General features: G+C 53.5%; 15 protein-coding genes. 6 read left to right on the top strand and 9 right to left on the bottom strand.

The annotated features are described in order from the left end of the window. Nucleotides 1–25: 25 nt before the first annotated feature. Both VGM48_RS09760 and VGM48_RS09755 read right to left on the bottom strand, forming a co-directional pair. Nucleotides 26–2,266 (bottom strand): GumC family protein, encoded by a 2,241-nt coding sequence (locus tag VGM48_RS09760; RefSeq protein ID WP_331578496.1) that lies wholly within the window; start codon nucleotides 2,264–2,266, stop codon nucleotides 26–28. A gap of 145 nt (nucleotides 2,267–2,411) precedes the next feature. Continuing rightward, on the bottom strand, nucleotides 2,412–3,599 hold the full coding sequence (locus VGM48_RS09755) for a glycosyltransferase family 2 protein (RefSeq protein WP_331578494.1): 1,188 nt from the start codon (nucleotides 3,597–3,599) through the stop codon (nucleotides 2,412–2,414). Nucleotides 3,600–3,665: 66 nt separating this feature from the next. On the opposite strand from VGM48_RS09755, the gene VGM48_RS09750 reads away from it, so the two are divergent. Further along, a complete protein-coding gene (locus VGM48_RS09750) occupies nucleotides 3,666–4,889 on the top strand; it encodes a glycosyltransferase family 2 protein (RefSeq protein ID WP_331578492.1) in 1,224 nt (407 codons plus the stop codon). A 2-nt stretch (nucleotides 4,890–4,891) separates the two neighbouring features. After that, complete coding sequence (locus VGM48_RS09745) at nucleotides 4,892–6,052, top strand: glycosyltransferase family 4 protein (RefSeq protein WP_331578490.1); 1,161 nt, start codon at nucleotides 4,892–4,894, stop codon at nucleotides 6,050–6,052. On the opposite strand, the gene VGM48_RS09740 is transcribed toward VGM48_RS09745, so the two are convergent. Beyond that, nucleotides 6,049–6,933 carry a beta-1,6-N-acetylglucosaminyltransferase gene (locus VGM48_RS09740; protein WP_331578488.1) on the bottom strand — a complete coding sequence of 295 codons (885 nt, stop codon included), beginning with the start codon at nucleotides 6,931–6,933 and terminating at the stop codon, nucleotides 6,049–6,051. The genes VGM48_RS09745 and VGM48_RS09740 overlap by 4 nt on opposite strands. Nucleotides 6,934–6,936: 3 nt before the next feature. Continuing rightward, complete coding sequence (locus VGM48_RS09735) at nucleotides 6,937–8,298, bottom strand: flippase (RefSeq protein ID WP_331578486.1); 1,362 nt, start codon at nucleotides 8,296–8,298, stop codon at nucleotides 6,937–6,939. 381 nt (nucleotides 8,299–8,679) lie between these two features. On the opposite strand from VGM48_RS09735, the gene VGM48_RS09730 reads away from it, so the two are divergent. Both VGM48_RS09730 and VGM48_RS09725 read left to right on the top strand, forming a co-directional pair. After that, a complete protein-coding gene (locus tag VGM48_RS09730) occupies nucleotides 8,680–14,079 on the top strand; it encodes a PKD domain-containing protein (RefSeq protein WP_331578484.1) in 5,400 nt (1,799 codons plus the stop codon). Nucleotides 14,080–14,203: 124 nt separating this feature from the next. Next, nucleotides 14,204–15,052 (top strand): hypothetical protein, encoded by an 849-nt coding sequence (locus tag VGM48_RS09725; RefSeq protein WP_331578482.1) that lies wholly within the window; start codon nucleotides 14,204–14,206, stop codon nucleotides 15,050–15,052. Here VGM48_RS09725 and VGM48_RS09720 read toward each other — a convergent pair. The 5 genes from VGM48_RS09720 to VGM48_RS09700 are packed head-to-tail and all read right to left on the bottom strand — an operon-like array spanning nucleotide 15,042 to nucleotide 19,631. Next, nucleotides 15,042–16,157 (bottom strand): hypothetical protein, encoded by a 1,116-nt coding sequence (locus tag VGM48_RS09720; RefSeq protein WP_331578480.1) that lies wholly within the window; start codon nucleotides 16,155–16,157, stop codon nucleotides 15,042–15,044. The two genes, VGM48_RS09725 and VGM48_RS09720, sit on opposite strands and share 11 nt — an antisense overlap. Then, nucleotides 16,150–17,337, bottom strand: a complete 1,188-nt coding sequence (locus tag VGM48_RS09715) for a glycosyltransferase (RefSeq protein WP_331578478.1) — start codon at nucleotides 17,335–17,337, stop codon at nucleotides 16,150–16,152. Before VGM48_RS09715 ends, VGM48_RS09720 begins: the two co-directional genes overlap by 8 nt. A gap of 41 nt (nucleotides 17,338–17,378) precedes the next feature. Then, complete coding sequence (locus VGM48_RS09710) at nucleotides 17,379–17,987, bottom strand: HAD-IB family hydrolase (protein ID WP_331578476.1); 609 nt, start codon at nucleotides 17,985–17,987, stop codon at nucleotides 17,379–17,381. After that, the gene (locus tag VGM48_RS09705) at nucleotides 17,984–18,715 is read right to left on the bottom strand and encodes an SDR family oxidoreductase (RefSeq protein ID WP_331578474.1); all 732 of its coding nucleotides are present in this window, start codon (nucleotides 18,713–18,715) and stop codon (nucleotides 17,984–17,986) included. Before VGM48_RS09705 ends, VGM48_RS09710 begins: the two co-directional genes overlap by 4 nt. A 13-nt stretch (nucleotides 18,716–18,728) precedes the next feature. Continuing rightward, nucleotides 18,729–19,631 carry a decaprenyl-phosphate phosphoribosyltransferase gene (locus tag VGM48_RS09700; protein ID WP_331578472.1) on the bottom strand — a complete coding sequence of 301 codons (903 nt, stop codon included), beginning with the start codon at nucleotides 19,629–19,631 and terminating at the stop codon, nucleotides 18,729–18,731. Nucleotides 19,632–19,718: 87 nt separating this feature from the next. Between VGM48_RS09700 and recG the strand changes: the two genes are divergently transcribed. Both recG and VGM48_RS09690 read left to right on the top strand, forming a co-directional pair. After that, nucleotides 19,719–21,845, top strand: coding sequence for an ATP-dependent DNA helicase RecG (gene recG, locus VGM48_RS09695; protein ID WP_331578470.1), 2,127 nt, complete (start codon nucleotides 19,719–19,721; stop codon nucleotides 21,843–21,845). Nucleotides 21,846–21,893: 48 nt separating this feature from the next. Further along, nucleotides 21,894–25,673 (top strand): PKD domain-containing protein, encoded by a 3,780-nt coding sequence (locus VGM48_RS09690; RefSeq protein ID WP_331578468.1) that lies wholly within the window; start codon nucleotides 21,894–21,896, stop codon nucleotides 25,671–25,673. The last annotated feature ends 32 nt before the right edge of the window (nucleotides 25,674–25,705 follow it).

Below are 25,705 nucleotides of genomic sequence, written 5' to 3'. Positions count from 1 at the left end.
GTATGATTCATGCATGGTTCGTGGCTCAGGAGACATTGACCATTTCAAGGTCGACCTTGTTCAGGATGGCGCCGCTGAACTTCCCGTTAAGCTCATAGAAGAACTGCAGGGATTCCTTGTCGATCTGTTTGATGATCTGGTCGGCTGAGAAGATACCGATGACCCCGTCCACGTATTGGGCGAGTTCGCGACTGTCGGAGAAATCGTTCAGAGGCGGCCCTTCGAGGAAGATGAAATCATAGTCATGAGCCAGGCTCTGGAGATGTTGAAGAAGGTGTTTGCGCGGCAGGATCTCGGAGGGGGTGTAGTCGCCGCCTTCGGATCCGATAACAAAGACCGTGTCGACACCGATGTCCTTTGAGAGATTGCGGATCTGCTCGGCCAGGCTATCATCGTTCCGATCATTAGGGACTATCTTTTCCAGGATGGGCGGTGCTTCGAGGGCCACGGTGAGGTCGTTGTTACAGAAGTTGGTGTCGATGATCAGGATCTTTTTCTTGCTCATGCTCATGCTGTAGGCGAGGGCCTGGATCAGGGTTGTCTTGCCCTGGCCTTTTTTTGTGCTGGTGAACAGGAAAGTCTTTTTGCCGCTGATCTCGATCTCGTATCTCAATTTGCGGAGGGATTCGCGAAAGACGTTATGTCGTTGTTTGTCCTTTGCGTCGTAAGTTGGGTCGAGCGTGGTGACGAGTTCGGCGATGGTCCTTTGTTTAAGGTTCATAAAGGTGATCATGCTGATCAACTTCAGGTTGACCGTACGTTCGAACAGTCGCGGGGTTTTCACGGAGGAGTCGAGGTAGGCCAGGATGAGGATGATCAGCGTTGCCGTGACCGCGGAACCGATGGCTGCCAGAGCAACGATCAGGACCTTTTTCGAGGGTTCGGGGGTAATGGCGGGCTGGCCCGTTACGACCTGGCGGAAGTTATTCAGTGAGGAGGTGGAGTAATCGGTAGCGTCGTTGTATCGTTTTTTTGCTTCGAGGTAGTCTTTGTTGGCCTGTTCGGCGTCCTTCATCAGGGTTTCGGTTGCTACTTCCTGTGAGGCGTCGCGGGCGGCGCCGCTTCTCAGCAACCCGATCTTGCCCTGGAGGGAATCGATGTAGCGGGTGCTTTCCTGAATGTCGAAGTCGATATCGTTCTTTTGCTGGATCAGATCGGCCTTTTTCCCTGCCGGATCCTCCGTTTTCGTCGTGCCGTCAGCTGCTTTATAGGTGGTGCTATTCGAATTAATGATCTTATTCTGATATTCCGTCTTCAACTGGTTGTACCGGTTGAGGAGATTTTTGTCGTTCGAGCCACTGTTGATATAGGCCATATAGGCTTCATTCATGGCTTTTCTGAGCATCAGCACTTCGCTATTGGTATTGTCCGGCGGGGTGGCGGTTTGGTTGGTTGCCGTTTGTGCGTCGACTCCCATATTGACCAGGCGCTGATTCACTTTTCGCAGGTTGGAATAGAGGTTGAGCTGCCGTGCTTTCTCATCGGTGAGTGCGCGATCGAGGTTGGTGAGTTCGGCCAGTTTCCGGGAATCGGCGGCTGCGCCGACCGGGGCTTCCCCACGAAGGGCTGCGTTCTTGAGATCCAGTTCCTGTTTCTTTTTTTCCATGAGGCTGCGGAGGGTATCGACCCCTTCCTGTGAGCGGTGACCTCGGGTGGTGTTATAATAGCGCAGGAACTGCTGGTAGAGTGTATTGACGACGAAGGCGGACAGTTCGGGATTTTCCGATTTGAACTCTATTTCGAGATAATCCGTTCCCTGTAGGCGGCCGACGTTGAGGTATTTGTTGAGCGACTTGTAATCATAGCCATAGAGGGTCAGGAATTCGAGCAGTTTCTTTTCGTCCGGGTTGAAGGAGCTGAGCATTGTGATGGTCTCGAGCTTGTCGCCGAAGTCATGCCGGGCCTGTTCCTGGTTGACGGCCTGGTAAACGGGTAACCGCTTTTTTTCCGGGGTAATGTTGCGGAAGGGGTTCGGGTTCTCCAGATCGTGCAGGATGAGGGTATAGGAGAGCAGGTTGATCACCGTCGGTGAGGTGAAAGTCGCGATGGCGTTGTTGAATTTAACGTCGGCATCATAGAGAGAGAAGTTTTCGCCCAGTCTGATCTCGTCGCTAATCGTAAAACCGGTGGAGATCTGGGTAACCGACTTATAGCTTTTGGGCTCGTTGCGCATGAAATAAAAAGCAACTATGCCTGCGATGATTGCTACCCCCAGAATGATCCATTTTCTCTTGAGTACGATCCGGATATAATACAGTAAATCCATTAATTTTAAAGTGGTATTGTAAGTAATTGAATGCTAGGCAGATAGGAAGTTGGACGGAAAAGAGCCGAAACTTTGAGTGAATGTGGTTGTAAATATAATGATGGTTTTCTTTTGGTGCAAGTTTTAGGCCCTTCGGTGGGTTGATTTAATCCCCGGGTGCGGGTTGGGGTGTCCGGTGGGCCTTCTCCCAGGTGGCCGATTGCCTGCCGCGGAGGAACCGGAAGAATCCGAGGATGACGGAGAGGTTCATGAACGTGAAGTAGTAGGCGAGTTTTGCCAGTTTTATTCTGTTGCGGATGGTGGGGAAGAGCCGGGCGAGGAGGGAGATGCCGTAGAAACCCGCCTGTGCGGCAAACAGGACGACGTATAGCGTTCCGGCGGGCAGCAGCGCGGCATTGGCGAGCAGGGCCAGGATCAGACAGAGGGGGCTGAGGGTCCAGCGGAGTAACCGGTGGGAGACATAGAGAAAGGTGAGGCGGGGGTATTTCCAGAAGGCGAGCAAGGGGGTCAGCATGCCGATGGCCTGAAATCCGCCTGCGGCGATGCGGACTTTGCGTTTTTGTTCATCCTTCATCGAGAAGGAGGGTAGTTCCATGGCATAGGCATCGGGCTCGTAACGGATGCGGTATCCCTTTTGGGCAACGCGAAGGGAGAGCACGAAGTCATCGAGGATGACATCGTGCGGGAGGGGTTCATAGAGCGTCCTTCGGAGGGAGAACAGCTCACCTGCTGCACCTACGACGGAATAGAAATCCGCGTCGAGCTTTTTGAGGGCGGATTCATATTTCCAATAGAGGCCTTCGCCGGCTCCAACGTCTTCCGCGCCGGTGTTTGCGGAAAGCACTTTTTTTTCGCCTGCGACGCCGCCCGTTTCTGCGGAGCGGTAGTGCCGGACGATATTCTTTACTGCATCTTTATTCAGCAGGGTGTTTGCATCGCTGGCGATGATGATATCCTGGGTTGCTTCGGCCACAGCGCGGTTGAGCGCCGCGGATTTTCCGCTTCTTTCGGGGCGGTGCAGGAGGCGGATCCCGGGGGATTGGGTAATAAGCAGTGGGGTGTTGTCGGAAGAGCCGTCGGTGATGAAGATGAACTCTATTTTATCCCTTGGGTAGTCCTGTTCTAAGGAGTTGACTATCTTTTGTTTGATGACATCTTCTTCATTATAGGCTGCGACGATGAAGGCGACGGAAGGACGGAAGCCGGGGTCGTCTTTGGCTTCCTGTCTGTTACCGGTGATCTTATTCAGGAGAAAGACAATAACGGCGTATCCTGCGTAGTTATAGAAGACCAGTCCGCAGGAGACGTAGAAAATCAATTGCCACAAATGCATGTCCTATTATTTTGTATTACTTTTGACCCGTCAGAACGTGTTACGCGCATAAAATTATACAAGTAAGTGTCATTTTTAGAAAAAATCGCCTATCTCTTTTATCTCCTTCTTTTCGCGTTGCTGACTTTTTCGGTATTGTACCTGTTCATTTTATCGTTTGCGGGCCGGGTCCGGCGGATAAAGCCGGCAAGGATCTCCGCGACACCAAAAAATGATATTGCGATCATGGTGGCGGCGTATAAGGAAGATGGGATCATCGTTTCGACTGCGAGGAACCTGCTGACCCTCGATTATCCAGCGGGTTTGTATACGGTCTATATCCTGGCGGATTCGTTCCGCCCGGAAACGTTGCAGGAGTTGCGGCGGTTGCCGGTGGAGGTGATCGAGGTGCTTTTTGAGAAGAGCACGAAGGCCAAGTCGTTGAATGCGGCATTTTCCCGGATCGACAGGAAACATGATATCGTACTGATCTGTGATGCAGATAATATCCTTGAGAAAGACTTTCTGCGGAAGCTTGACGGGGAGTTTAGTGCCGGGGAGCGGGCGGTGCAGGGGCAGCGGGTGGCCAAGAACCTGGACAGTCCGTTTGCGATACTGGATGCCTGCAGCGAGGCGATCGGGAACCATCTGTTCCGGCGGGGGTCGAATGCGTTGGGTTTGTCTTCGTCGGTGATCGGTTCGGGGATGGCTTTTGATTTTTCGGAAATGCGGCAGATCATGAGCGAGATCGACGCCACGGGCGGATTTGACAAGATCCTTCAATTAAAGGTGGTGGAGCGGGGACATTCGATCCGTTATCTGCATGATGGGGCGATCTATGACGAGAAGATCGGTAATTCGACCGCGTTCAGCAATCAGCGCAAGCGTTGGGTATCGAGCCAGCATCAATATCTGAAAAAATATTTTCTTCCATCTTTCCGGCAGTTGTTTCGGGGGAATTTCAATTATTTCAACCTTGGGATCCTGCATAATTTCGTTCCGCCCCGGTCATTTCTGTTCGTCCTGATGCCGTTGCTGGTGGTGATGAGCTTTTTTGTGCACCCGATGTTGTACTGGGTGATCGCGTCGGGGACGCTGCTGGTGCTTTTTGTTCTGTCGATGATGATGGGTGTGCCTTCGGAGCTTGTGAACCGGGACCTGTTTCGGGCGATGTTGCGGTTGCCGCGGGCTGTGTTCATCATGTTCGGAACACTTTTGCATTTGAAGAAGGCCAACAAGACATTTATCCACACGGTGCATACCAAGACCGAGGTGAGCAACCCGGCATTGAAGAATACGACAAACCCTTAAGTTTGAAAGGAAAAAAGATCGCGTATCTGACCATTAACGACCCGCTGGACAAGCGCAGCTGGAGCGGTATTACCTATTATTTGGGGCAGTCGCTGGTACGGCATGGGTGGGACGTGGATTTTGTGGGGCCGGTTGTGTTCCCGCGATGGTTGGACAAGACGATGCGGGCGATGGCGAAGCTGAACCGTATCTTGTTCCGGACGGAGTATGCCACCAAGTACAACCTGCTGAGCAGCTGGTATGCGCGGCGGGTATTCCGGCGGCGGATGAAGGGGAAGGAATATGATTGTATCGTGGCGCCGGCCGCTTCCACCGGGGTAGCGTGTCTGGACAGCCGTCTGCCGATGGTGTATGTTTCGGATGCGACCTTCCGGTTGATCAGTAACTACTACAAGAATGATTTCGAGAATGTCAGTCCTTTTTCCCGCTGGGAGGGTGACTGGCTGGAGCGGCGATCCCTGCAAAGGAGTGCGGCAATCATCTATTCGTCGCAATGGGCGGCGGATTCGGCGATGAAGGACTATGGGATCCCGGCGGAGCGGATCGTGTTGATGACGTTGGGTGCGAATATGGACAGAATACCGGATCGGTCGTCGATCTTTGAGAAAGAGAAGAATCCGCGGTTGACGCTTTTATATCTTGCGGTCGAGTGGGAGCGCAAGGGGGGAAAGATCGCTTTTGACGCGTTGCAGGCGTTGAAGAAGAAGGGGGTGGATGCCGAGTTGATCGTATGCGGGGTGGTGCCGCCTGAGGAATACCGGGATGCGGATATGACGGTGATCCCATTTCTGAACAAGAATAAGGAGGATGATCACCGGCAGTTTATCGGGCTTTTGTCCTCGGTGCACTTTTTGATCCTGCCGACGAGGGCCGATTGTTCGTTGCTGGTGGCCTGTGAGTCGAATGCATATGGAGTTCCGGCAATCACAACGGACACGGGCGGGGTTTCCTATGTGGTCAGGGATGGGGTGAACGGATATTGTCTGCCGTATGATGCGCCGGGGTCAGCCTACGCAGAAAAGATAGCGGAGCTTTTCGCGGACAAGGAGCGGTATCATGGGCTGGTCCGATCGAGCCGGGAGCGATTCGAGGAAACGCTGAACTGGGACAAGTGGGCGGAGGGATTCCAGCGGCTTTATGAGGAGAAGATCGCGGGGAGTTAAGAAGGACGCGGGTCGACTTTGGAGCTTGTGTTTTGGATGGACTGTTCCAGCATATCGATGATGCGGGAGTCGGTGTCCTGGTCAAATTTTCTACCAAAGAGTTTACCGGAGGCTTTCATTTTCTCGAAGTCCCTAACATCGAGGATACGGGGATGGCCGTCGGTTTTGCCTGTCCAGTCGACGTAGACGAGGCTATCGCGGATACGGTCGCGAAAGGAGGAATTATAGAGAACGCTGGCGAAGATGAACTCGTCGGCGCCCCAGCAGAGTTTGAAATAGCGAACGATCTCCGGGTGCTGTTTGAGGAAACCGGAGATATATTGGACGGCAGCGGTGGTGACGGTAAACCAATTGGACCGGCCGACGATCTTATAATCCAGCGGGAATTTCCTGGCTGGGAACAGCTTTTTCTCCAGCATTATATTTGTCAGACTTTCCAGGCGGTGTTTGCCGGGGATGTGCCAGTTGATCAGGTGGTATTTCCGGATACGGGGCGCGGCGTCCTTCCATTCGTCGTCGATGGATTGGCAGGTGATGAATTCGAGGCCATTCCGTTCGGCGATAAAGGTATAGATATCATCCGGGGTCCGGAGGGGGAAGTCCTGGCCGGAGGTGACGTTTATATAGTCGTATTTTTTTTGCAGGATCTCTTCGAAGCCATTGAGGGTGGCCTGAATGGTGCCGTAGCCGGCCCAGTAGATGCGGACCCGGTTATTGATGAAAAAGACATTTTTTTTTTGTGCGAGGAAGGCAAAGGGGGCCTGGTCGATCTTCTTATCAACATGGATATAGAAGTCGAAATTCGGATGGTCCAGCACGTTGATCAGCCGTCCCAACTGCTGCGGATTCTTGTGCGTCAAGATCAGGTGTGCGATTCTCATCTTTTATTTGCCGGATGGTTGAGGTGAGAGGAAACCTTTCGCATACGTGAAAAAGAGTTTATAATATTCGGCTACGTGCCGCGCCATGGTTGGCAGCACTGCCCCGATTTGTCGTTTAATAATGAAATACCAGCATATGGCTCCTAACAGGCAGGTGATCATGGTTCCTACGGCTGATCCATAGAATCCCAGGTTAGACAGACAAATATAATTAATTACCAGATTTCCTCCCAGTGAAATGGCGTTTATAATAAAGCATAGTCTTGCTTTCCCGATCGAGTTAAGGAGATTGGCGCCCTGGTTCTGCATAGGGCGGAGGAGGCCGGTGATCATGTACATCTGGAGGATGGGGGCGGCTTCCATATAGTTCTTACCTGCGATGAGCAGGATGACGAATTTAGGGAAGATGATCACGAAGATGGCGGTGGGGATGGTAAAGGCCATCAGGATCCCTACCATTTTTTCATAGAGATAGCGCACTTTTTCCTTCCCTTCGTCGATGGAGGCTTTGGAGACTTTTGGGAAGAGGACCTCGGCGGCGGCATAGGAGGGGATATCGACCACCTGGTTGAGTTTGGCGGCGGCGCTATAGTTGGCTACCCAGGCATTGGACAGTTTGAAGGTGGCGACCATGAACTGGTCGACGCTGGCGAAGATATTGCCGAGGAGGCCCGAGCCAAAGATGTAGCCGCCATAGTTGAAGATCTTTTTTATCCAGAGTTTTGAGGGGTTGAAGCGGCCGATGAGATATTTGCGGCTATAGAGGGTTATGACGATGGTGCCCAGGGCGATGCTGAAGGATTGATAAAGGGCCAGCCAGGGCAGGGCGAAGGGGATGCGGAGCAGGGCAGTGCCGAGGATGAGGGTGAAGAAGACGATCTGGCGGACAAAATAGCCGGCGAATACGCCTTTAAAGTCGAGGTGGGACTGCTGGATGGCTTCCATATGAGAAAAGAAGACCATACAAACCAGCCCGGGGATGAACCAGAGCAGGGTGGTGCCGAGGTCGGCGCCGGTATGGAGCAGGGTGCTGACGCTACCCGAAAAAAAGATGATCAACCCGATGAAAAGGATGCTGATAGAGGCGTTAATTAATAAAGAAGACGAGGCGATGGTTGTTTTTTCGTCGGAGACGTCACTGGTACTAACGTAGCGGATATGGGCATTCTTCAGCAGGCCGCTTTTTGTCGTTTCGAAGATGGTGGTAATAGCCAGGAAGAGTGACCAGGTGCCCATCTGTTCTTTTGAGAGGGAAAAGCGGATAAGCACGATGAAATTGATGAGGCCGAAGAGGGTTACCGAGAACCGTTGCAGAATAGAAAAAAATGCCGAACGAATCCAGTAAGAAGAGAGATATTTTTTCAACGGTGGTTATTATTTAAGCCTTCCCGGGCGCGGGGTCAAACTTACGTCAAAAACCTTGATTTTTTCGTACCTGTTTCCGGGTATTCCATCGGCACCCAACCAATAACTTTTTTTTATATATTTTATTGCGCGTCAACAAGTTGATTTTTCAACACCGGTTGGGGATAAATGCATACCCTAATTAATCAAAACGTGGCCATATATTACTCCTTTTTGGCATGAATATTGTCAAACCTTTCGATACTATTAAAAGCTAGATTTTCTTTGATCGTCCTTTAATTCACAGTTCCGCCTATCCTATTGAAACGTGGTAATCTTGTTTGATCAAAGCTAAACTGTCAGAGCGATCTTTTTGTGTTATTGAATGCTAAAATCCAAATCATGAAAGCCAGAACTTTACATTTAATTTCTGCCCTATTAACCTTTCTGTGTCTTTTCTCCACTCCATCGTTTTCTCAAACGCCCAAGTACTTTATCGGTCCGGGGGAGTACAACTGTTTCATAATAAATAATGCGACTCATAAGCTCTACGATGTAGCGGGAGGGCCGGCCGCGCTTGTTCCCGGTCAGCCTTCTGTCGTTACGAATGTCGCGGGCGCCCTGCATCACCAGTGTTTGCTGGATGATCAGGGTAATGTCTATTGCTGGGGTGACAACGCTTATGGCGAGGTCGGCAATGGGTCTATCGGCGGGTCCGTAGGGTCGCCGGTGAAGATATCCGCGGACAGTCTTGGCAATGCCTTTAACAATATCGTGCAGGTATGTCCGGGGGCGGGTGCTTCCGGTTATCTGACTATGGCCCTGAAGGGAGATGGGACGGTGTGGATGTGGGGGGCTACCGGTTCGGGGAACCGTGGTAACGGGACCGGTGGCGGTACGTCGACGAGGCCGGTGCAGATCCCTTTTCCGGCGGGTGTGGTGATCAAGAAGATCGCGATGGACATCTTCGGTTGTGCGTTGGACGCTGACGGCAACGTTTGGACCTGGGGTGGGGCTGTCGGTTATTCGATGCCTTATCTTTTGGCGCAGGGGAAGAGCAATCCCAATCCGACGACTCCTACGAAGATCAATATCTCCTCGCCTGTGGTCGATATACAGGCGGGCAGTAATTTCAACTACGCGCTTTGTGCCAACGGTAATCTTTGGGGCTGGGGATATTATCCCAATCTGATGGGGATGGGTGCTACGGCCAATGCGCAGCTGCAGCCGACCCTGCTGAATTCCTACCTGAACCTGCCGAAACCCATCAAGCAGATCTCCATTAATAATGAAAGCAGTTTTGTTCTTCTCACGGACAGCACTATCTGGGCCTGGGGGGACAATGCCTGTGGCAGCATCGGTAACGGACAGGAGCTGAACTGGGCCACTTATATCAAGGCCGGCGGGCAGGCCGCACCTTATGCCTGGGACTGGGGAATGGCCGAGTTGCTGGTGCCGAAGCCGCAGCAGATCGCGGTTGGTTTGCACAGCTTTACCAATGTCTGGAATGGCCTTGGGGACGTGTTTTACACCTGGGCCGAGGATGCCAATGGCAATCTTTACAGTTGGGGCCGGAACAAGGGGGGAGTATTGGGGAACGGGCAGATGCAGGCGACGGGCGATATCCTGTCGATCTATCCAAACTCATTTGACGTGCCCTGGGTTACGGCCATCAATCCTTTTGCGCTGACCAAGGCGGCCCTGACCTCTTCACCTTATTGTGTACTGAATCCCGGTGGGTCTCCCTGCAGTCAATATGCGATCCCGAATGTAGCGAACCCGACCACCAACGCCGGTACCAATCAGAATATCAGTACGAATACGACGACGCTGACGGGGTCGGCTACGACTGCGAACAGCAATACCTATATCAACTATTATTTGTGGACGCAGGTGTCGGGACCTTCCACGTCCCTTATCACCCTGCCTTCGGGACCAACTGCGAAGGTGAGCAACCTTATTACGGGCACCTATGTGTACCAGCTCAAGGTGACGGATAACAACTGGCGGACGGCGACGTCGCAGGTGACGGTTGTCGTCAACAGCAGCGGGACGAACAAGCCGCCGGTGGCCAAAGCGAATTCCAAGATCACTATAACGCTGCCGACGAGCACTGCTACATTGGATGGATCGGCGTCGACGGACCCTGATGGTGCCGTTACCGGGTATGCCTGGCAGCAGAGTTCCGGGCCCAATTCCGCCACCATTGCCTCTCCCACCGCGGCGACCACCGGTTTAAGCGGGCTGGCTGCGGGTACCTATATCTTTTCTTTAACCGTTACCGACAATCAGGGGGCTACGAACATGGCTGCCGATACGGTAGTGGTCAATTCTGCCGCATTGCCCAACACTCCGCCTACGGTTACCGCCGGCAGTGACAAGACTATTACGTTGCCGATAGCCACGGTGACGTTGACCGGGACGGCGACCGGCACCAACGGCGCGACAATCGCCTCCACTTCCTGGAGTCAGGCGAGCGGTCCTGCCCCGGCGACGATCGTTTCGGTGGGCAATCTGATCACGGTGGTGAATGCGCTGGTGCAGGGCACTTATACTTTCCGGCTTTCCGCCACCGATAACAATGGCCAAACGGCCTCTTCTACGGTGAAGGTCACTGTGAACGCTACGGCGCCGGCGCCTCCGCCGACGGTGGATGCGGGTACGACCCAGACGATCACCCTGCCGACAAATTCCGTGACGCTGGCGGGTACGGCGAGTGGTAACAGCGGGGCCACGATCAGTTCTACGCAGTGGACGCAGACCTCGGGACCTGCCAATGCGACGATCGGGGTGGCCGGCAGTCTCTCCACGAGTGCCTCCAACCTGGTAGAAGGCACCTATACCTTTACGCTTCGGGCAACGGATAGCAAGGGACAGACGGCTTCGGCTAATGTGACCGTCACTGTCAATGCGGCTGCGTTGGTTCCGCCGACGGTCAGTGCGGGGAGCGACAAGACGATCACGCTTCCGACGAATACTACGACGCTGACGGGTACCGCTACGGCTAACGGCGGGGCGACCATTTCCTCCACCACGTGGACGGAGAAGAGCGGTCCCGCTACCGCGACGATCGGTACGGCGTCAAACCTGACCACAACGATTTCCGACCTTGTACAGGGCACTTATACTTTTACTCTTTCGGCGACGGACAGCAAGGGGCAGACGACCAAGTCTACCGTGACGGTTACGGTGAACGGCGCTCCTGCCGTACCGCCCACGGTCAGTGCGGGCAGTACCCAGACCATCACGTTGCCTACGAATCAGGTAACGCTGACGGGTACGGCTACGGCCAACGGGGGTGCGACGATCTCTTCCACTTACTGGACGGAGACGAGCGGGCCTTCTGCCGCGACGATCGGTACGGCATCGAGTCTGACTACCACTGTCTCCAATCTTCTACAGGGAACCTATACCTTTTTGCTTACCGCAACGGACAACAGGGGCCAGGCGACTACCGCCTCCGTAACCGTGACGGTAAATTCTTCGGCTCCGCCGCCAACGTATACGCCGCCGACGGTGAATGCGGGCGGTGCCCAGACGATCACCCTGCCGGTCAGTTCTGCGACGCTGACGGGTACGGCTTCGGCCAATGGCGGTGCAACCCTTACTACTACTAAGTGGACCCAGATCGGGGGCCCGTCCAACGCGACCTTTAGCGGTGGAGGGACGAGCCTGACCACTACGGTTTCGAGCCTGGTACAGGGTGTCTATGTATTCCTGCTCAGCGCGACGGATAATAACGGCCAGACTTCGGGTGCATATGTAACGGTGACCGTGAATGGAGTGCCTGTTACGCCGCCGACGGTGGATGCGGGTACGACTCAGACGCTTAACCTGCCGACGAGTTCCACGACCCTGACGGGTGTTGCCGCGGCAACGGGTGGTGCATCGCTTGTCTCCACGCAGTGGACGCAGTTGAGCGGTCCGGGAACGGCAACGATCGCTACGCCCGGAAGCCTTACCACGGCGGTAAGGAACCTGGTGGAGGGGATCTATGTGTTCCTGCTTACTGCCAAGGACAATAATGGTCAGACGGCGTCGGATTATGTTCAGATCTATGTGAATGGGGTAAAGCCTACGCCGCCGACGGTGAGTGCGGGTACGGCCCAGACGATCACCCTGCCGACGAACTCTACGATGCTGACGGGTACGGCTGCGGGCACCGGTTCAGCCACGATCGCGATTACCCAGTGGTCACAGATCGGTGGACCGTCCAACGCGACGATCGGTTCGCCCGGCCAATTGAGCACGAATATTTCCAACCTTGTTGAAGGTGTCTATGTGTTCCTGCTTACGGCGCAGGACAATAATGCCCAAACGGCCTCGGCTTATGTAACGGTATCCGTGAATGCGGCTTCACAGCCGGTGACTGCGCCGAATGTAAGCGCTACGGCTCAGTCGATCACCTTACCGGTTACCCAGTCGACCCTTACGGGGATGGCCAGCGGTACCAACGGGGCAACCATTGCTTCCACCCAGTGGAGTCAGGTTAGCGGTCCCACCACGGCGAATCTTCGGTCGGCGGGGAGTCTGACGACGAGTGTTACGAATCTTATCGCTTCCGGTACTTATACGTTCCAACTGACGGTTACAGACAACCACGGTCAGATCGCTTCCACGACGGTGAATCTTGTGGTATCGCCGCAGCCGCCGCCACCGGTGGTGAACGCGGGTTCCGACAAGACGATCACGCTGCCTACCAGTTCGCTGACGTTGACGGGTTCGGCCACGGGAGTCAACGGGGCGACGATCGTTTCGACGACCTGGAGTCAGGAGAGCGGGCCTGCGACGGCGACCCTGGCTACGCCCAATGCCATCAGTACCGGCGTGAGCGGGTTGACGGCCGGACAATATGTTTTCATGCTTACCGCTACCGATAGCAAGGGCCAGTCGGCTTCCTCTACCGTGAACGTGAACGTGTACACTCCACCTGTGAATATTCCGCCGGTTGCTAACGCGGGGTCCGACCAGACCTTTACCCTGACGGGCAGCGATACGACGATAACCCTCGACGGTTCGGCATCCTTCGATCCGGATGGGGAGATCGTATCCTACTCCTGGTATCAACTGTCCGGTAAGGGCGGGGTGACCATTACCAATGCCAATACGCCGAGGCCGACCATCCATGGTCTGCAGGCCGGGGTCTATGTCTTCGTGTTTGTCGTTGCCGACAACCGAGGGGCTACTACTCAGACTCAGCTTACCATAACCATCAACCAGCCCAACGCACCGAACACGCATGTCTCGACCCTGATCGCGAATGCGGGTAAGGATACAACCATTGCTCTTCCGGCCAGCGCCGTTCAATTGAATGGCAGCGGTTCTTCCGATGGCGGCGGGGCGATTGCTTCCTATCATTGGGAACAGATGAGTGGTCCCGAAGGGATGTCGTTCACTACAACGGATGGTGCCATCACGCAGGCGGACAACCTGGTAGCCGGTTTGTACCAGTTCCGACTGACGGTAACCAGCCAGTCCGGTGATACGGCCAGTGCGATCGTGAAGGTGACGGTAATGAGTGATACCCGAGGATCGAAGGATAGTTCGGAAGCGCATTTCTTCCTTTATCCCAATCCTGCGCATGATCAAACGACGCTGAACATGACGGGTGATGGTCAGGGTCTGGTAGTGCTGAATCTGTTCGACATGAACGGGAAGTTTGTCAAGGCTCTGCAGTTTAGCAAGGCACCGGGCACGTCTTCTGTGCTGATCGATGTAACCCGGCTGACTGCGGGTATGTATATCATCCGCGCTACTTACGGCAATAATCAGACACAGCAGATAAAGTTAATGAAACAATAAAAGTCCGCTTATAGCTTAAGCAAAGGGCCATCTCCATGGGGAGATGGTCTTCTGCATAGGGGGCACCCCTAGTTTTTCCGAATTTATTGGCTATCTTGTAGCTCGTTTGTTAAATTTTGAGCTAATGGCAACGAGGAATATCGTCATCGCGCCTTGTGGGAACAAGTCATATCTCTTTAAGGAAAGCTGGTTAAGGGAGAAGGGCAAAAAGGACTTTGACGTTTGTTTGCTGTTCTATCATGAAGAGATCAATAACCCCGCATTGTATGAGGAAGTCGAGTTCTTTTATCATTTGAAGGGGTTTAAATACTTTATGCTCACCGAGTTGTTGACGAATGTGCGACCCGAATGGCTGGATCAGTATGATTATTTCTATTTCCTGGATGATGATATCGAGATCGACACCTTACAGATCAACGCGCTTTTTTCCCTGAGCCGGGCTTTTCGTTCCGCGATCAGTTGCGCTTCCCTTAGTAAGGATTCCTTTTGCAGCTGGCCGATCTTCCGGCAACAGCCCAACAGTTTTTGCCGGTTTGTAGGTCAGATCGAGGTGATGGCGCCCTTGTTCAGCAGGGAGGCGCTGAAGATCTGTCTGCCTTCTTTTACGGGGAATCGCAGCAGTTGGGGTATCGATTCCGTTTGGTCGAAGATGCTGGGCTATCCCAAGGATCAGCTTATCGTTTTTGATGAGGTGGTCATGAAGCATACGCTCCCGGTGGGCGGGGGCGAGCTATATCGCAAGATCCAGGTAGATCCGCATAAGGACTGGGATGAGGTGGTCACCAAGTTCCACGCCCGAAAGCAGAATTATGAGGAATATGGGCGGTTGCAGCGGGTGAGTGCGAAGCATAGCCGGATGCTCTTCCTTTTTGTCCGGGTGCGCGGCTTTTGGAACCGGGTAGAGCGGGCCTGGCGGGATTATGATCTTTGGTCGAGGATCGTGAGCAAGAAAAACAAGATCATCAAGGGGTAATCCGGGCTTCTTTTTTCTCCTTAAATCTTACAAGGGCGCTTGCCGCCAGAAGGATCATGAACGGCTCTACGGGATAGGTATATCGCGTGAGGGCGAACAGGATCGTATGAATGAGGGTGATCGTTATAAATGGCAACAGCAGGAGGTTCACCGCGAGGGAACTTCGATGAACCCACCAGCCGATGAGACCCAGTACCACCATGAAGAAATTGCCCGCACCGATGAGCAGCCGGGATACCGTGCTTCGGGTACCCATTTCGGAGGAGGGGTAGAATCCCCAGAGCTCCCAATAATTGGCACATTTCTGACCGAGATATCCAAGCGGGTTGTTCTTCATGTGGTCGATATACATTTTTATCGCCTTGCCGCTGGTATTTATCTCGGGGTGTTTATTTTGTAATTTAAAGTCCACATCACCGCCTTTTGCGGTAACCGCATACAGGATGTTGATCTGACTGTTGCCGGAGATGGAGAATTCCCCTGTTTTCGAATAGCAATAGAAGCCCACTGCGAGCAATGGGAGCAGAATGCCGAACAGCATCCGGAAGGAGAATCTTTTTTCCCGGATGGTTTTTATCGCCAGAAGGAAGAAGGGTACCGGGGCGATGTTTGTACGGATGAAGATGGACACGGCGAAGAAGATCCCGCTGCGAAAATATTGCTTCCGAAAATAAAGAAAATAGGCACCGAGGAGGAAGAAAGCAGTCGGGACCTCGGTTGTAAGCCACCGGACATAATTGATCTGAGAGGGAAATACGGCGAGGAAGCCGGCGGCTACCAGGCCGATGGATGGCTTTGCGAACACTGTTTTTCCCATATCGTAGAGGAACCAGATGGTCAGCGTCGAAAAGACGATATTTGTCCAAAGGAGGAAGGCCTGGTAGTGGGTGCCCGCGAGCGTTCTGGCAACGGCGATCAGGAGGGGATAACCATTTGGAAAGTAATTGGTATAGCCACCGGAAACCAGGGTGCCGGCCTGGTCATAGTATTCCCAGCTATCATGATGCATATTGGGCAGGTGGGTAAAGAAGGAGATCAGTACCCGAAGGAGAAATCCCGTTGCAAGGATGGCGATGAGTATGTTCTTTTCCCTTGATCTAGTCATGCGGCGAATGATTTGCGATGGCCTGATAGAGCAGTTTTATACAATTCTCCCAGGTATGTTCATTGGCGAACCGGATCCTTTTTTCCCGGAGCTGCGCATTATTTTCGGCCAGGGCTTTTTCGATGAGCGGAACGTATTCCGCAGGAGTGTCGGCAAGATAGCTATGTTCTTCAAATAATTTCATCGTGGCGGTGCGGGTGGCGACAACGGGTTTACCCATGGCAAGATACTCATCGATCTTCAGGGGATAGTTGCCGATGGTCATTCCGTTGACCAGCTGCGGATTTATACAGACATCACTATGGGCCATATAAGCGGGCAGGGAGGACATATCCTTTCTGCCCAGGAAGTGCACGTTTGGCAGTGTATGCAGGATGCTTGCGGTAAAGAAATCATCTTCGGGCCCTACCATGACGATATGCCAGGCCGGCCTGGCGCGTGCTATTTCGAGAATGATATTGATATCGATCCGCAGGCTTACTATTGCGCCGACGTACCCGATGATCGGATGGGGGATATCCTTCAGGTCTTCCGGGACCGGATAGGCGATATCCGGGTTGAAGAGGGAGAGGGAGCAGCCCTGGCCGATGTAATGGCTATGGGCGTTGTACCTGTGGAGGTAATCCGCGAGATAGAGGGAGTTGGCGACGCCGAGATCGGCTTTGGCGATATGGCGGGGTTCGAGGCTTCTGCCATGTTTTCGCCAATAGGGGACGGCGAGCAGATTGTCCCGGCTGTAGTAGATGTACAGTTTTGGTTTGAGCATCTCCTTCAGGTAGAAAGAACGGAAAATGTCGTTGTCGTTAAATAGAATATATTCTTTAAACCCAAGGATGTCCGTGGCTTTTCGGATCTCGTCGGCCAGCCGCCGGTTATTGATACGGTTGAAAAGCGAGAACAGGAAGGTGGAGGGGAGCCAGTTGAGGGACTCGATCACGCGGGTAGGAGAATAGTTCCAGAGATTGGGAGCCAGCTGGACAACCTCGGTCTGGCGGTTCTGCACCAGGTGGAGGTGGTTGGCAATATGGGGATCGTCCCGTTTTTGCAGGATGGTCCGCCGGTCCAGCGGCATATTGATATAAAGGACCCGGTTGTGTTTGGATAGTTCAAGGGCAATATTCTTACAATTGCTTCCCAGTTCAAAATACCAGGCCTGAAGACCTACAATTACAAAATCCATAGCTTCATTTTTTTTGCGACCCTCTTTTTCGGGATTGATCGTCATAGGAAGGGCTTGAAAAAGCGAGCCGTTCCCAATCGGAGCATCGGTTTATCACCGTTGGAGTCCCCATAAGTATATACTTCCATGTAGTCAGGCAGAGCAAATCGTTGTTGGATCCTGTTCACCTTTTCTTCGCCGTAGCAATTGGCGCCGGCTATCCGGCCCGTGAGCCTTGTTATTCCTTTGCCGTCGGTATTGACGGCCAACCGGGTCGCGATGAGGCCGGCCCCCAAGCGTTCGGCCCAATGGGCGATCCAGTTCTCAGGCGAGGCTGATACGATGACCACGGTTACATCGGATGCCAGCAGCCGGTCGATCTCGGCAAGTGCTTTTGGGCGGATAAGGCCGGGCAGGATATCGCGGGAGAAGTCGGCGCACCGGCGATCGAACCAGGATAGGGATCGTTTCCCAAGAAAATACGTCAGGATGCGTTGTTTGGCTGCCTGGTTGGAAATGATCTTTAGCTTCATGGCTATCAGCCAGGGGCTGTTGATCAAGAAGCCGAGGGCAAGGCGAATCCCACCTCTGCTGAAGCGGATAAATTCCAGCAGCGTATCTTTTGTGGTGACGGTTCCGTCGAAATCGAAAAAAGCGATGCGTCGAATCACAGTTTTAGTTTTTTAAACAGGAATTCCGGGATGCTTTTTATGATGAGCATGATCCAGCGCCAGAACCATTTTACATAAATGACATTCTTCTTTTTTTCGACCGCGTTGTAAACGGCGGAAGCTACCTGTTCGGGTGTTGCCGTCAGCAGCGGGGGCAGTGTCAGGTCTTCCGTCATCCGGGTATAGACGAAGCCGGGAATAACGGTGAGGACATGCCTGTCGTGATGGGAAAGCCGGTTTCTAAGGCCTGAGAGGTAGGCGGTGAACCCGGCTTTGGCGCTGCCGTAAAGGTAGTTGCTTTGACGGCCCCGTTCGCCGGCGACCGAGCTGATACCGACGATCGTTCCTTTCCCAAGGTTGATATAGCTGCCGGCTATGATGTTGAGGATCGATACGGCGCCTACAAAGTTTACTTCGAGGATGTTCGTGCATTCCGACCAATCGGATTCCGCCCGCGTCTCATCTCCGAGATAGCCGAAGATGCAGATGGTGATATCGGGTTTTACTGGCAGGGTTTCCCAGAATGCGGAATGTTGCTGGAAGGCGCGGGCATCGAATTCCAGGAGTGTCGTCGTGATCCCATGGCGGATGGAAAGGTCGGTACGGAGCGGTTCGAGCCGATGGGCGTTCCTTGCAGCCAGTTGTAGATCGTGTCCTGCTGAAGCATATTTACGGGCCAGGGCTGTTGCGATATCCGACGAGGCTCCGAGTAAGAGAACAGAGGGCATGAACGACTGTTTTTTAGAACAACTTTCTTAAAATGTTAAAGATAGGGACATTCTCACTATAAAGGATAGTCACAAAACTTATGATCCAGAGGAAAACGGTCACCTGGATGAACCTGTCCTTGTAAAGGATCCTGGTAGGAGAGCCGGATTCTGCCGATACGTAGATCAGCTGGAGATAACGCATCAATCCGGCCAGTACGAAGACGCCCGTGTAATAAAGGCGGTAAGTTCCGAGCCTTTCTTTCACTTCCGGGGACATGGTATACATAAGATAGGCTACGACGATGATCGAGGAAACAACGGCTAGTAATACGTTCAGCAGTTCGAGGTTGTAGCCTTTTACCGATTTGCGCATATCGGCGCCGGAGTTAACTTTGAGAAGTACGTCATCCCGACGTTTGCCGATGGCCATGAAGATGGCCAGGAGCAGGACCATGATAATGATCCATTCCGAGAGGTGGACATCGGCGATGACGGATCCCGATTTTATCCGGAGTACGAATCCGGCTGCCAGGATGAAGATATCGAGGATCGCGATATTTTTGAGCCCGAAGCAATAGCCCAGGTTAAGAAGAAAATAGACGCCGAGGACGACCACGAATTCAGGGCGGGTGACCCAGGCGATGCCGAATCCCGCGACGATGAGCAGTGCCATGATGACGACGGCGGCGGATGGGGAGACGGCGCCTGAGGCCAACGGCCGGTTGCGTTTTATGGGATGTTTGCGGTCGTCTTCCCGATCGCGATAGTCATTAATGATATAAATGCTGCTGGCAATGAGGGAAAAGGCGACGAAGCCAAAAAAAAGGCTTATCAGCTTTGCGGTTTGGAAGAAATTGCCTGCGAAAAAGAGAGGGATAAACAGAAAAAGGTTTTTTGCCCAGTCCTTTGGTCTTAACAGTTTTAGATACGCCAAAACAGTAGTAGATTATCCGTCAAAATACAAACAAAACGACAATAGTTATAACTTATTTTTGTGTAAATTTTTTGTTTCATCAGTACTTTGGCATCCATACTTTCCAATCCGATAGAATATCTGAAAGGCGTCGGTCCGCTGCGGGCCGAGCTCTTACAAAAGGAACTGGGTATTTTTTGTTTTCGGGACCTGCTCGAACATTTTCCCTATCGTCATGTCGACCGGACGAAGATCAATCTTATCCGGGAGATAAATGCGGCGACGGAGTATATTCAGGTGGCCGGCAGGGTTATCAGTGTGGAATTGCTTGGTGATAAGCGGAGCAGGAGGCTGGTGGCCGAAGTGCGGGATGCTTCGGGTACCCTTGAGCTGGTTTGGTTTCAGGGTATCCATGGGATCCAGAAACTGGTACAGGTGGGCGGGGAATTCCTTGTTTATGGCCGGGTGAGCTTTTTCCAGGGGAGTCCGCAGTTGACGCACCCTGAAATCGAGATATTGCAGGGTCAGGGGACGGCGAGGCCGGAGTTTTTGGAGCCGGTGTACCCAACGACTGAGAAGCTAAAGGTCCGGGGGCTTGGGGGCCGGCAATTGGGGAAACTTACTCAGACTCTTCTTAATATGCTGAAAGAGAGTGACTTGCCGGAAAACCTGCCACAACCGGCGAGGACCTATCCGGATGAGGAAACAGGGGAGGAGCGGGGCTGGCTTTCGCGTTTTGAGGCTTACCGGCAGATCCATTTCCCTACGCAGCCTGTGCTTTTCCAGCAAGCGGTGGACCGGTTGAAATTCGAGGAGCTGTTTCTTGCGCAGGTGAGATTGGGGTTGATCAAGTCAAAGCGGCACCGGTTCTCGCACGGCGTTGTTTTTTCGCAGGTGGGCGAGCTCTTTAACGGATTTTATACGCATCACCTGCCGTTTGAGCTCACCGGTGCTCAGAAGAGGGTGCTGAAGGAGATCCGCCGGGATACGGGGAGTGGGCGGCAGATGAACCGGTTATTACAAGGGGATGTCGGCAGCGGTAAGACGATGGTAGCCCTGCTGGCGATGCTGCTGGCGATAGATAATGGCTTTCAGGCCTGTCTGATGGCGCCTACGGAAATCCTGGCGCGGCAGCATTATGAAGGGATCTCGGCGTTGCTAAAGGATCTGCCCCTTGAGGTCCGTTTATTGACGGGGTCCTCCCGGTCAAAGATCCGAAAGGAGGCCCTTGGGATGGCTGTTGAGGGCAGACTGCATATTCTTATCGGGACGCACGCGGTGCTGGAGGAGGCGGTGAAATTCCAGCGGCTGGGGCTGGCGATCGTGGATGAGCAGCACCGGTTTGGTGTGGCTCAGCGGGCCCGGCTTTGGGAGAAGGCGGAGATCCCGCCGCACGTCCTGGTGATGACGGCCACACCTATTCCGCGGACGCTGGCGATGACTGCCTATGGTGACCTGGACTATAGTGTCATGGATGAATTACCACCTGGAAGGCAACCAATCCAGACTGTTCATCGTTACGAAGACAGGAGGCCGCAGGTGATGGATTTCATCCGGCACGAGGTTGCTAAAGGCAGGCAGGCCTACGTTATCTTTCCCCTTATCGAGGAGTCGGAGAAGCTGGACTATGAAGATCTTATGAAGGGCTATGAAAATATCAAGGCCTGGTTTCCCGAACCGAAGTATTGGATCAGCATGGTACATGGGCGGCAGAGTAATGATGAACGGGATACGAATATGCAGCGATTTCTCAGCGGCGATACGCAGATCATGGTTGCTACGACGGTGATCGAGGTTGGAGTGAATGTGCCGAATGCGACAGTGATGGTTATCGAGAGTTCGGAGAAATTCGGGCTTTCCCAGCTGCATCAGCTGCGGGGGAGAGTGGGGCGTGGTTCAGAGAAAAGCTTTTGTATCCTGCTTACGAGTCCCCGTTTGGGAAAAGAGGCCCGGGAGCGGATGAGTATCCTTACCGAGACTAACAATGGCTTCAAAATTGCTGAAAAGGACCTCGAAATCCGGGGTCCGGGCGATATCGGGGGGACCCGGCAGAGTGGGTTATTGAACTTTAAGCTTGCGAATATTGTTCAGGACAGGTACTGGCTCGAGCTGGCCCGTGACAGGGCGGCGCAGCTGCTGGACAAGGATCCCGACCTGGCGACGGAAGAGAATAAGGCGTTGAAGGCTTTCTTGCAATCCCAGCACGGCAAAACGGCCTGGAGCAAGATATCTTAACCAGGATGGACGATGGTCCGTCGGCCGAAAACATTAAACAAAGAACCCTTGCTAAGAATAAGCCTATTTTTTACGCTGCTCTTCTTATCGGCGATTCAGTTAAGTGCGCAATCCGGGGGCTATTCCAATCTCGAGTTTATCGAAAACAAGGGACAGTGGGATTCGTCGGTTCGCTTCAATGCGGGGATCGGGACGGGTAATTTAGTCATGCAACGGAAGGGGTTTACGGTGCTTCTGCATGATACGAATGATATGAAACGGATTGGGCAATTGATGCATGGAGATCTTGCTGCCGCGGGAGTATCGGGCGGCGGAAATGCGGGGAAAAAGACAGTAGCCTCGGTGCCGGGGATGAATTACCCGTCAAAGCCGGGAGGTGCGGGTTCCGGCAGCCCGGGATCGACCGGTGATCCTTATCTGTTGCACAATCACGCCTACCGGGTGAGCTTTGAGAATTCGAATGACGGGGTGCAGATCACTCCTGACAAACCGCTGGATTCATACAACAACTATCTTATCGGCGATAAGAAGAACTGGGCGATGCAATGCCGGGTCTTCCAGGGCATCTGGTACCGGAATATGTACGACGGCATCGATATCCATTACTATACGGACCGGGGGTTTATCAAGTATGATGTCATCGTTCATCCCGGCGCCGATCCGGGCAAGATCATTTTGAAGTATGAGGGGCAGGACAAACTGACCGTCCGTAAGAACAAGATCTATGTACAGACTTCCGTGGGTACGGTTACGGAACTGGAGCCCCGCAGCTACCAGGTCACCGACAGCGGCCGGACAGACCTGGACTGCAGTTATTCGCTGCTCAGCGGGAACCGGATCCAGTTCAAGGTGAAAAATTATTCGCCGGATGCGACGCTTGTTATCGATCCGACGGAAGTGTTCTGTTCGTTCACGGGCAGCCGGTCGGACAACTGGGGTTATACGGCCACGTATGACGGAGGCGGGAATTTCTATATGGGTGGTATCGTGCTGGACGAGTCGCAGATGAACCCCAAGGGGCCTAATGGTTCCGGTTTTCTGGCGAGTCCTGGAGCGTTCCAAACCACGTTTCAGGGTGGGGATGGCAGTGAGGGCGGCGGGGAAAACGGCTACGACTATGATGTGGCCATCATGAAATTAAGTCCAAATGGAAGCAAGCGGATATATGCCACTTATCTTGGGGGCAGCGGGGATGAGCAGCCGCACAGCATGATCGTTGATAATAGCGGCAATCTCGTCGTTACGGGACGGACCAGTTCTACCAACTTCCCCCCTAATCTCCCGGGCACCCTGGTTGGCAGTGGCGGAGGATTCGATCTTTTTGTCGTCAAGTTCAACTCCACCGGGACGGCCCTGCTTGGCAGCAAGCGGATCGGCGGGAGCGGATGGGATGGGGTCAATTTCGCGCCGAAATATCTGATCAACAGCCAGTATCCCGAAGGGGCGGCGGACCTGCGATTGAACTATGGCGATGACGGCAGAAGCGAGGTGATCCTGGACAACGCGGGCAACGTCTATATCGCCGCGTGTACCCAGTCCGCTGATTTTCCTGTTCAAAATGCTTTTCAGAGTACGTTTGGCGGCAAGCAGGACGGTGTAGTGCTCAAGCTGAGCCCTGACCTGAGCACGGTGCTTTTCAGCAGTTTTCTGGGCGGATCGGGTAGTGATGCCGCCTTTGTGCTTTCGTTGAATCCGGTGGATAATACCATCTGGGTCGGCGGGGGAACGATGAGCGGAGATCTCCCGGGCAGGACTAATGTGCCGGTGATCCATCCGGGGCAACTCGGCGGTATCGATGGGTTCATCTCCGTGATCAGTAACAATGGAAGCAACCTGATAAAATCCACCTATTTCGGAACGGGGTCCAACGATATGATCTATGGGCTGGATTTTGATAAATTCGGATTTCCCTATATCGTCGGGACCACCGATGGGATCGTGCCGGTGAATAATTCTCCTTTTAACCAGAGCAATCCCGGTCAATCCAGTGGAAAGCAGTTCATCACCAAGCTGACGCAGGACCTTACGGGGGTTGTCTATTCCGCTAATTTCGGTGGAGGCAACCGGCAGCATCCCAGTATATCACCGACGGCCTTTCTCGTGGATCGCTGTCAGAATGTCTATGTAGCCGGATGGGGCGGTGGTGCGGACAGTACGGATGGTTATGCCAACAGCGGGACCTGGAACCTTCCGGTGACTGCAGGCGCCCTCAAGAGTGTAACCGACGGCGAGGATTTTTATTTCTTTGTGCTGCAAAAGAATGCTGCGAGCCAGCTGTACGGAAGTTATTTTGGCCAGCAGTATGGGCACTTCGGGGATCATGTGGATGGGGGTACGAGCCGGTTCGACCAGCAGGGGGTTATTTATGAGGCCGTGTGCGCCAACTGTTATCTGGGGGCTACGTTCCCAACCACGCCGGGGGTATGGGCTTCGACCAATGGGGCAGGCGCACTTGGATGTAATGAAGCGGCGGTGAAGATCGCTTTTAATTTCGCGGGTGTTGCCGCGGGGTTGAAGGTGGTCACGCATGGCCGGGGTGACAGCGTGGGTTGCGCGCCGCTGACCGCGACGATCTCGGATACGCTCCGCAATGCGAAATCGTATATCTGGGATTTCGGAGACGGCACGGTGATCAGCAACACGACCCAATATACATTTGATCATCTTTATCAGAATGTCGGCGTATACAAGGTAACGCTGATCGCGATAGACAGCAATACCTGTAATGTGGCGGATACGGCGATACGCTATGTCGTGGTTAAGGATAACCCCGCTTTTTTGGATTTCCGCTATGACAAGGTGGGCGACTGTACGAGCAACAACTATGTCTTTACGAATCTCTCGGGGGCTTCGCCGGGGGCGCCGCCATTCAGCGACACCGCCTTTACCTGGACCTTCGGAGATGGGGCGGTGGCGCCGGATCAGCCTTTTGCCGCGAAGCCGACGCATGCTTATTCCGCGCCTGGGCCGTATAAGGTGACGCTAGCCCTGGTGGACACCTCTTACTGTAATTCGCCGATGGATACTACGAGGATCCTTTATGTCGCGCAAAATGTCAAGGCGCAGTTTACGACGCCGCAACTGGGTTGTGCGCCGTATAATGCGGTTTTTTCGAATACCTCCACCGCCGGGCAGCAATTCTACTGGGATTTCGGGGATGGAAGCGGCATCGACAGCATCGATGCTTCACCCACGCATCTTTATCCGAATATCGGCACCTATACCGTCACGCTGAAGGCGGTGGATTCCACGACGTGTAATATCACCAGTACCTATTCCTTTACGATCACGGTGCAGGGCAAGCCGACGGTGGACTTTACGTATTCGCCCACGCCGCCGCAGCCGGCGAACACCCCGACGGTCTTCACGGATGCGTCTTCGCCGGGGGTGAAGTATGAATGGTTCTTCGGGGATGGCACGTCGGAGACGAAGACGACGCCGGATACCGTGGTCCATCTGTATAATATGACGGATACGTTCGAGGTGTGCGAGGTGGTGACGAATGCCTCGGGCTGTACGGACACCACCTGTCATGCTGTGCCTGCCCTGATCAATCCGCTGCTGGATGTCCCCAATGCCTTTACTCCCGGCAGGTTTGGGGTCAATGCGGTGGTGAAAGTGGTCGGATTCGGCATCACTCATATGACCTGGAGGATCTATAACCGCTGGGGACAACTTATCTTCGAGAGTGTCAATCCGTATGTCGGCTGGGATGGCACCTATCATGGGGAGCCGCAGCCGATGGATGTGTATGTCTATACCCTGGAAGCGGAGTTTTCCGATGGGTCACGAGCGACGAAGAAAGGGGATATTACGTTGATTCGATAAGTACGGGGGATTTTTGTAATTTGTAAAAATGC

The sequence above is a fragment of the Puia sp. genome (genome assembly GCF_036500295.1).
Lineage (GTDB): Bacteria > Bacteroidota > Bacteroidia > Chitinophagales > Chitinophagaceae > Puia.
Note: the sequence above shows the minus strand (reverse complement) of the source record. Positions and strands in the feature narration are given on the sequence as shown.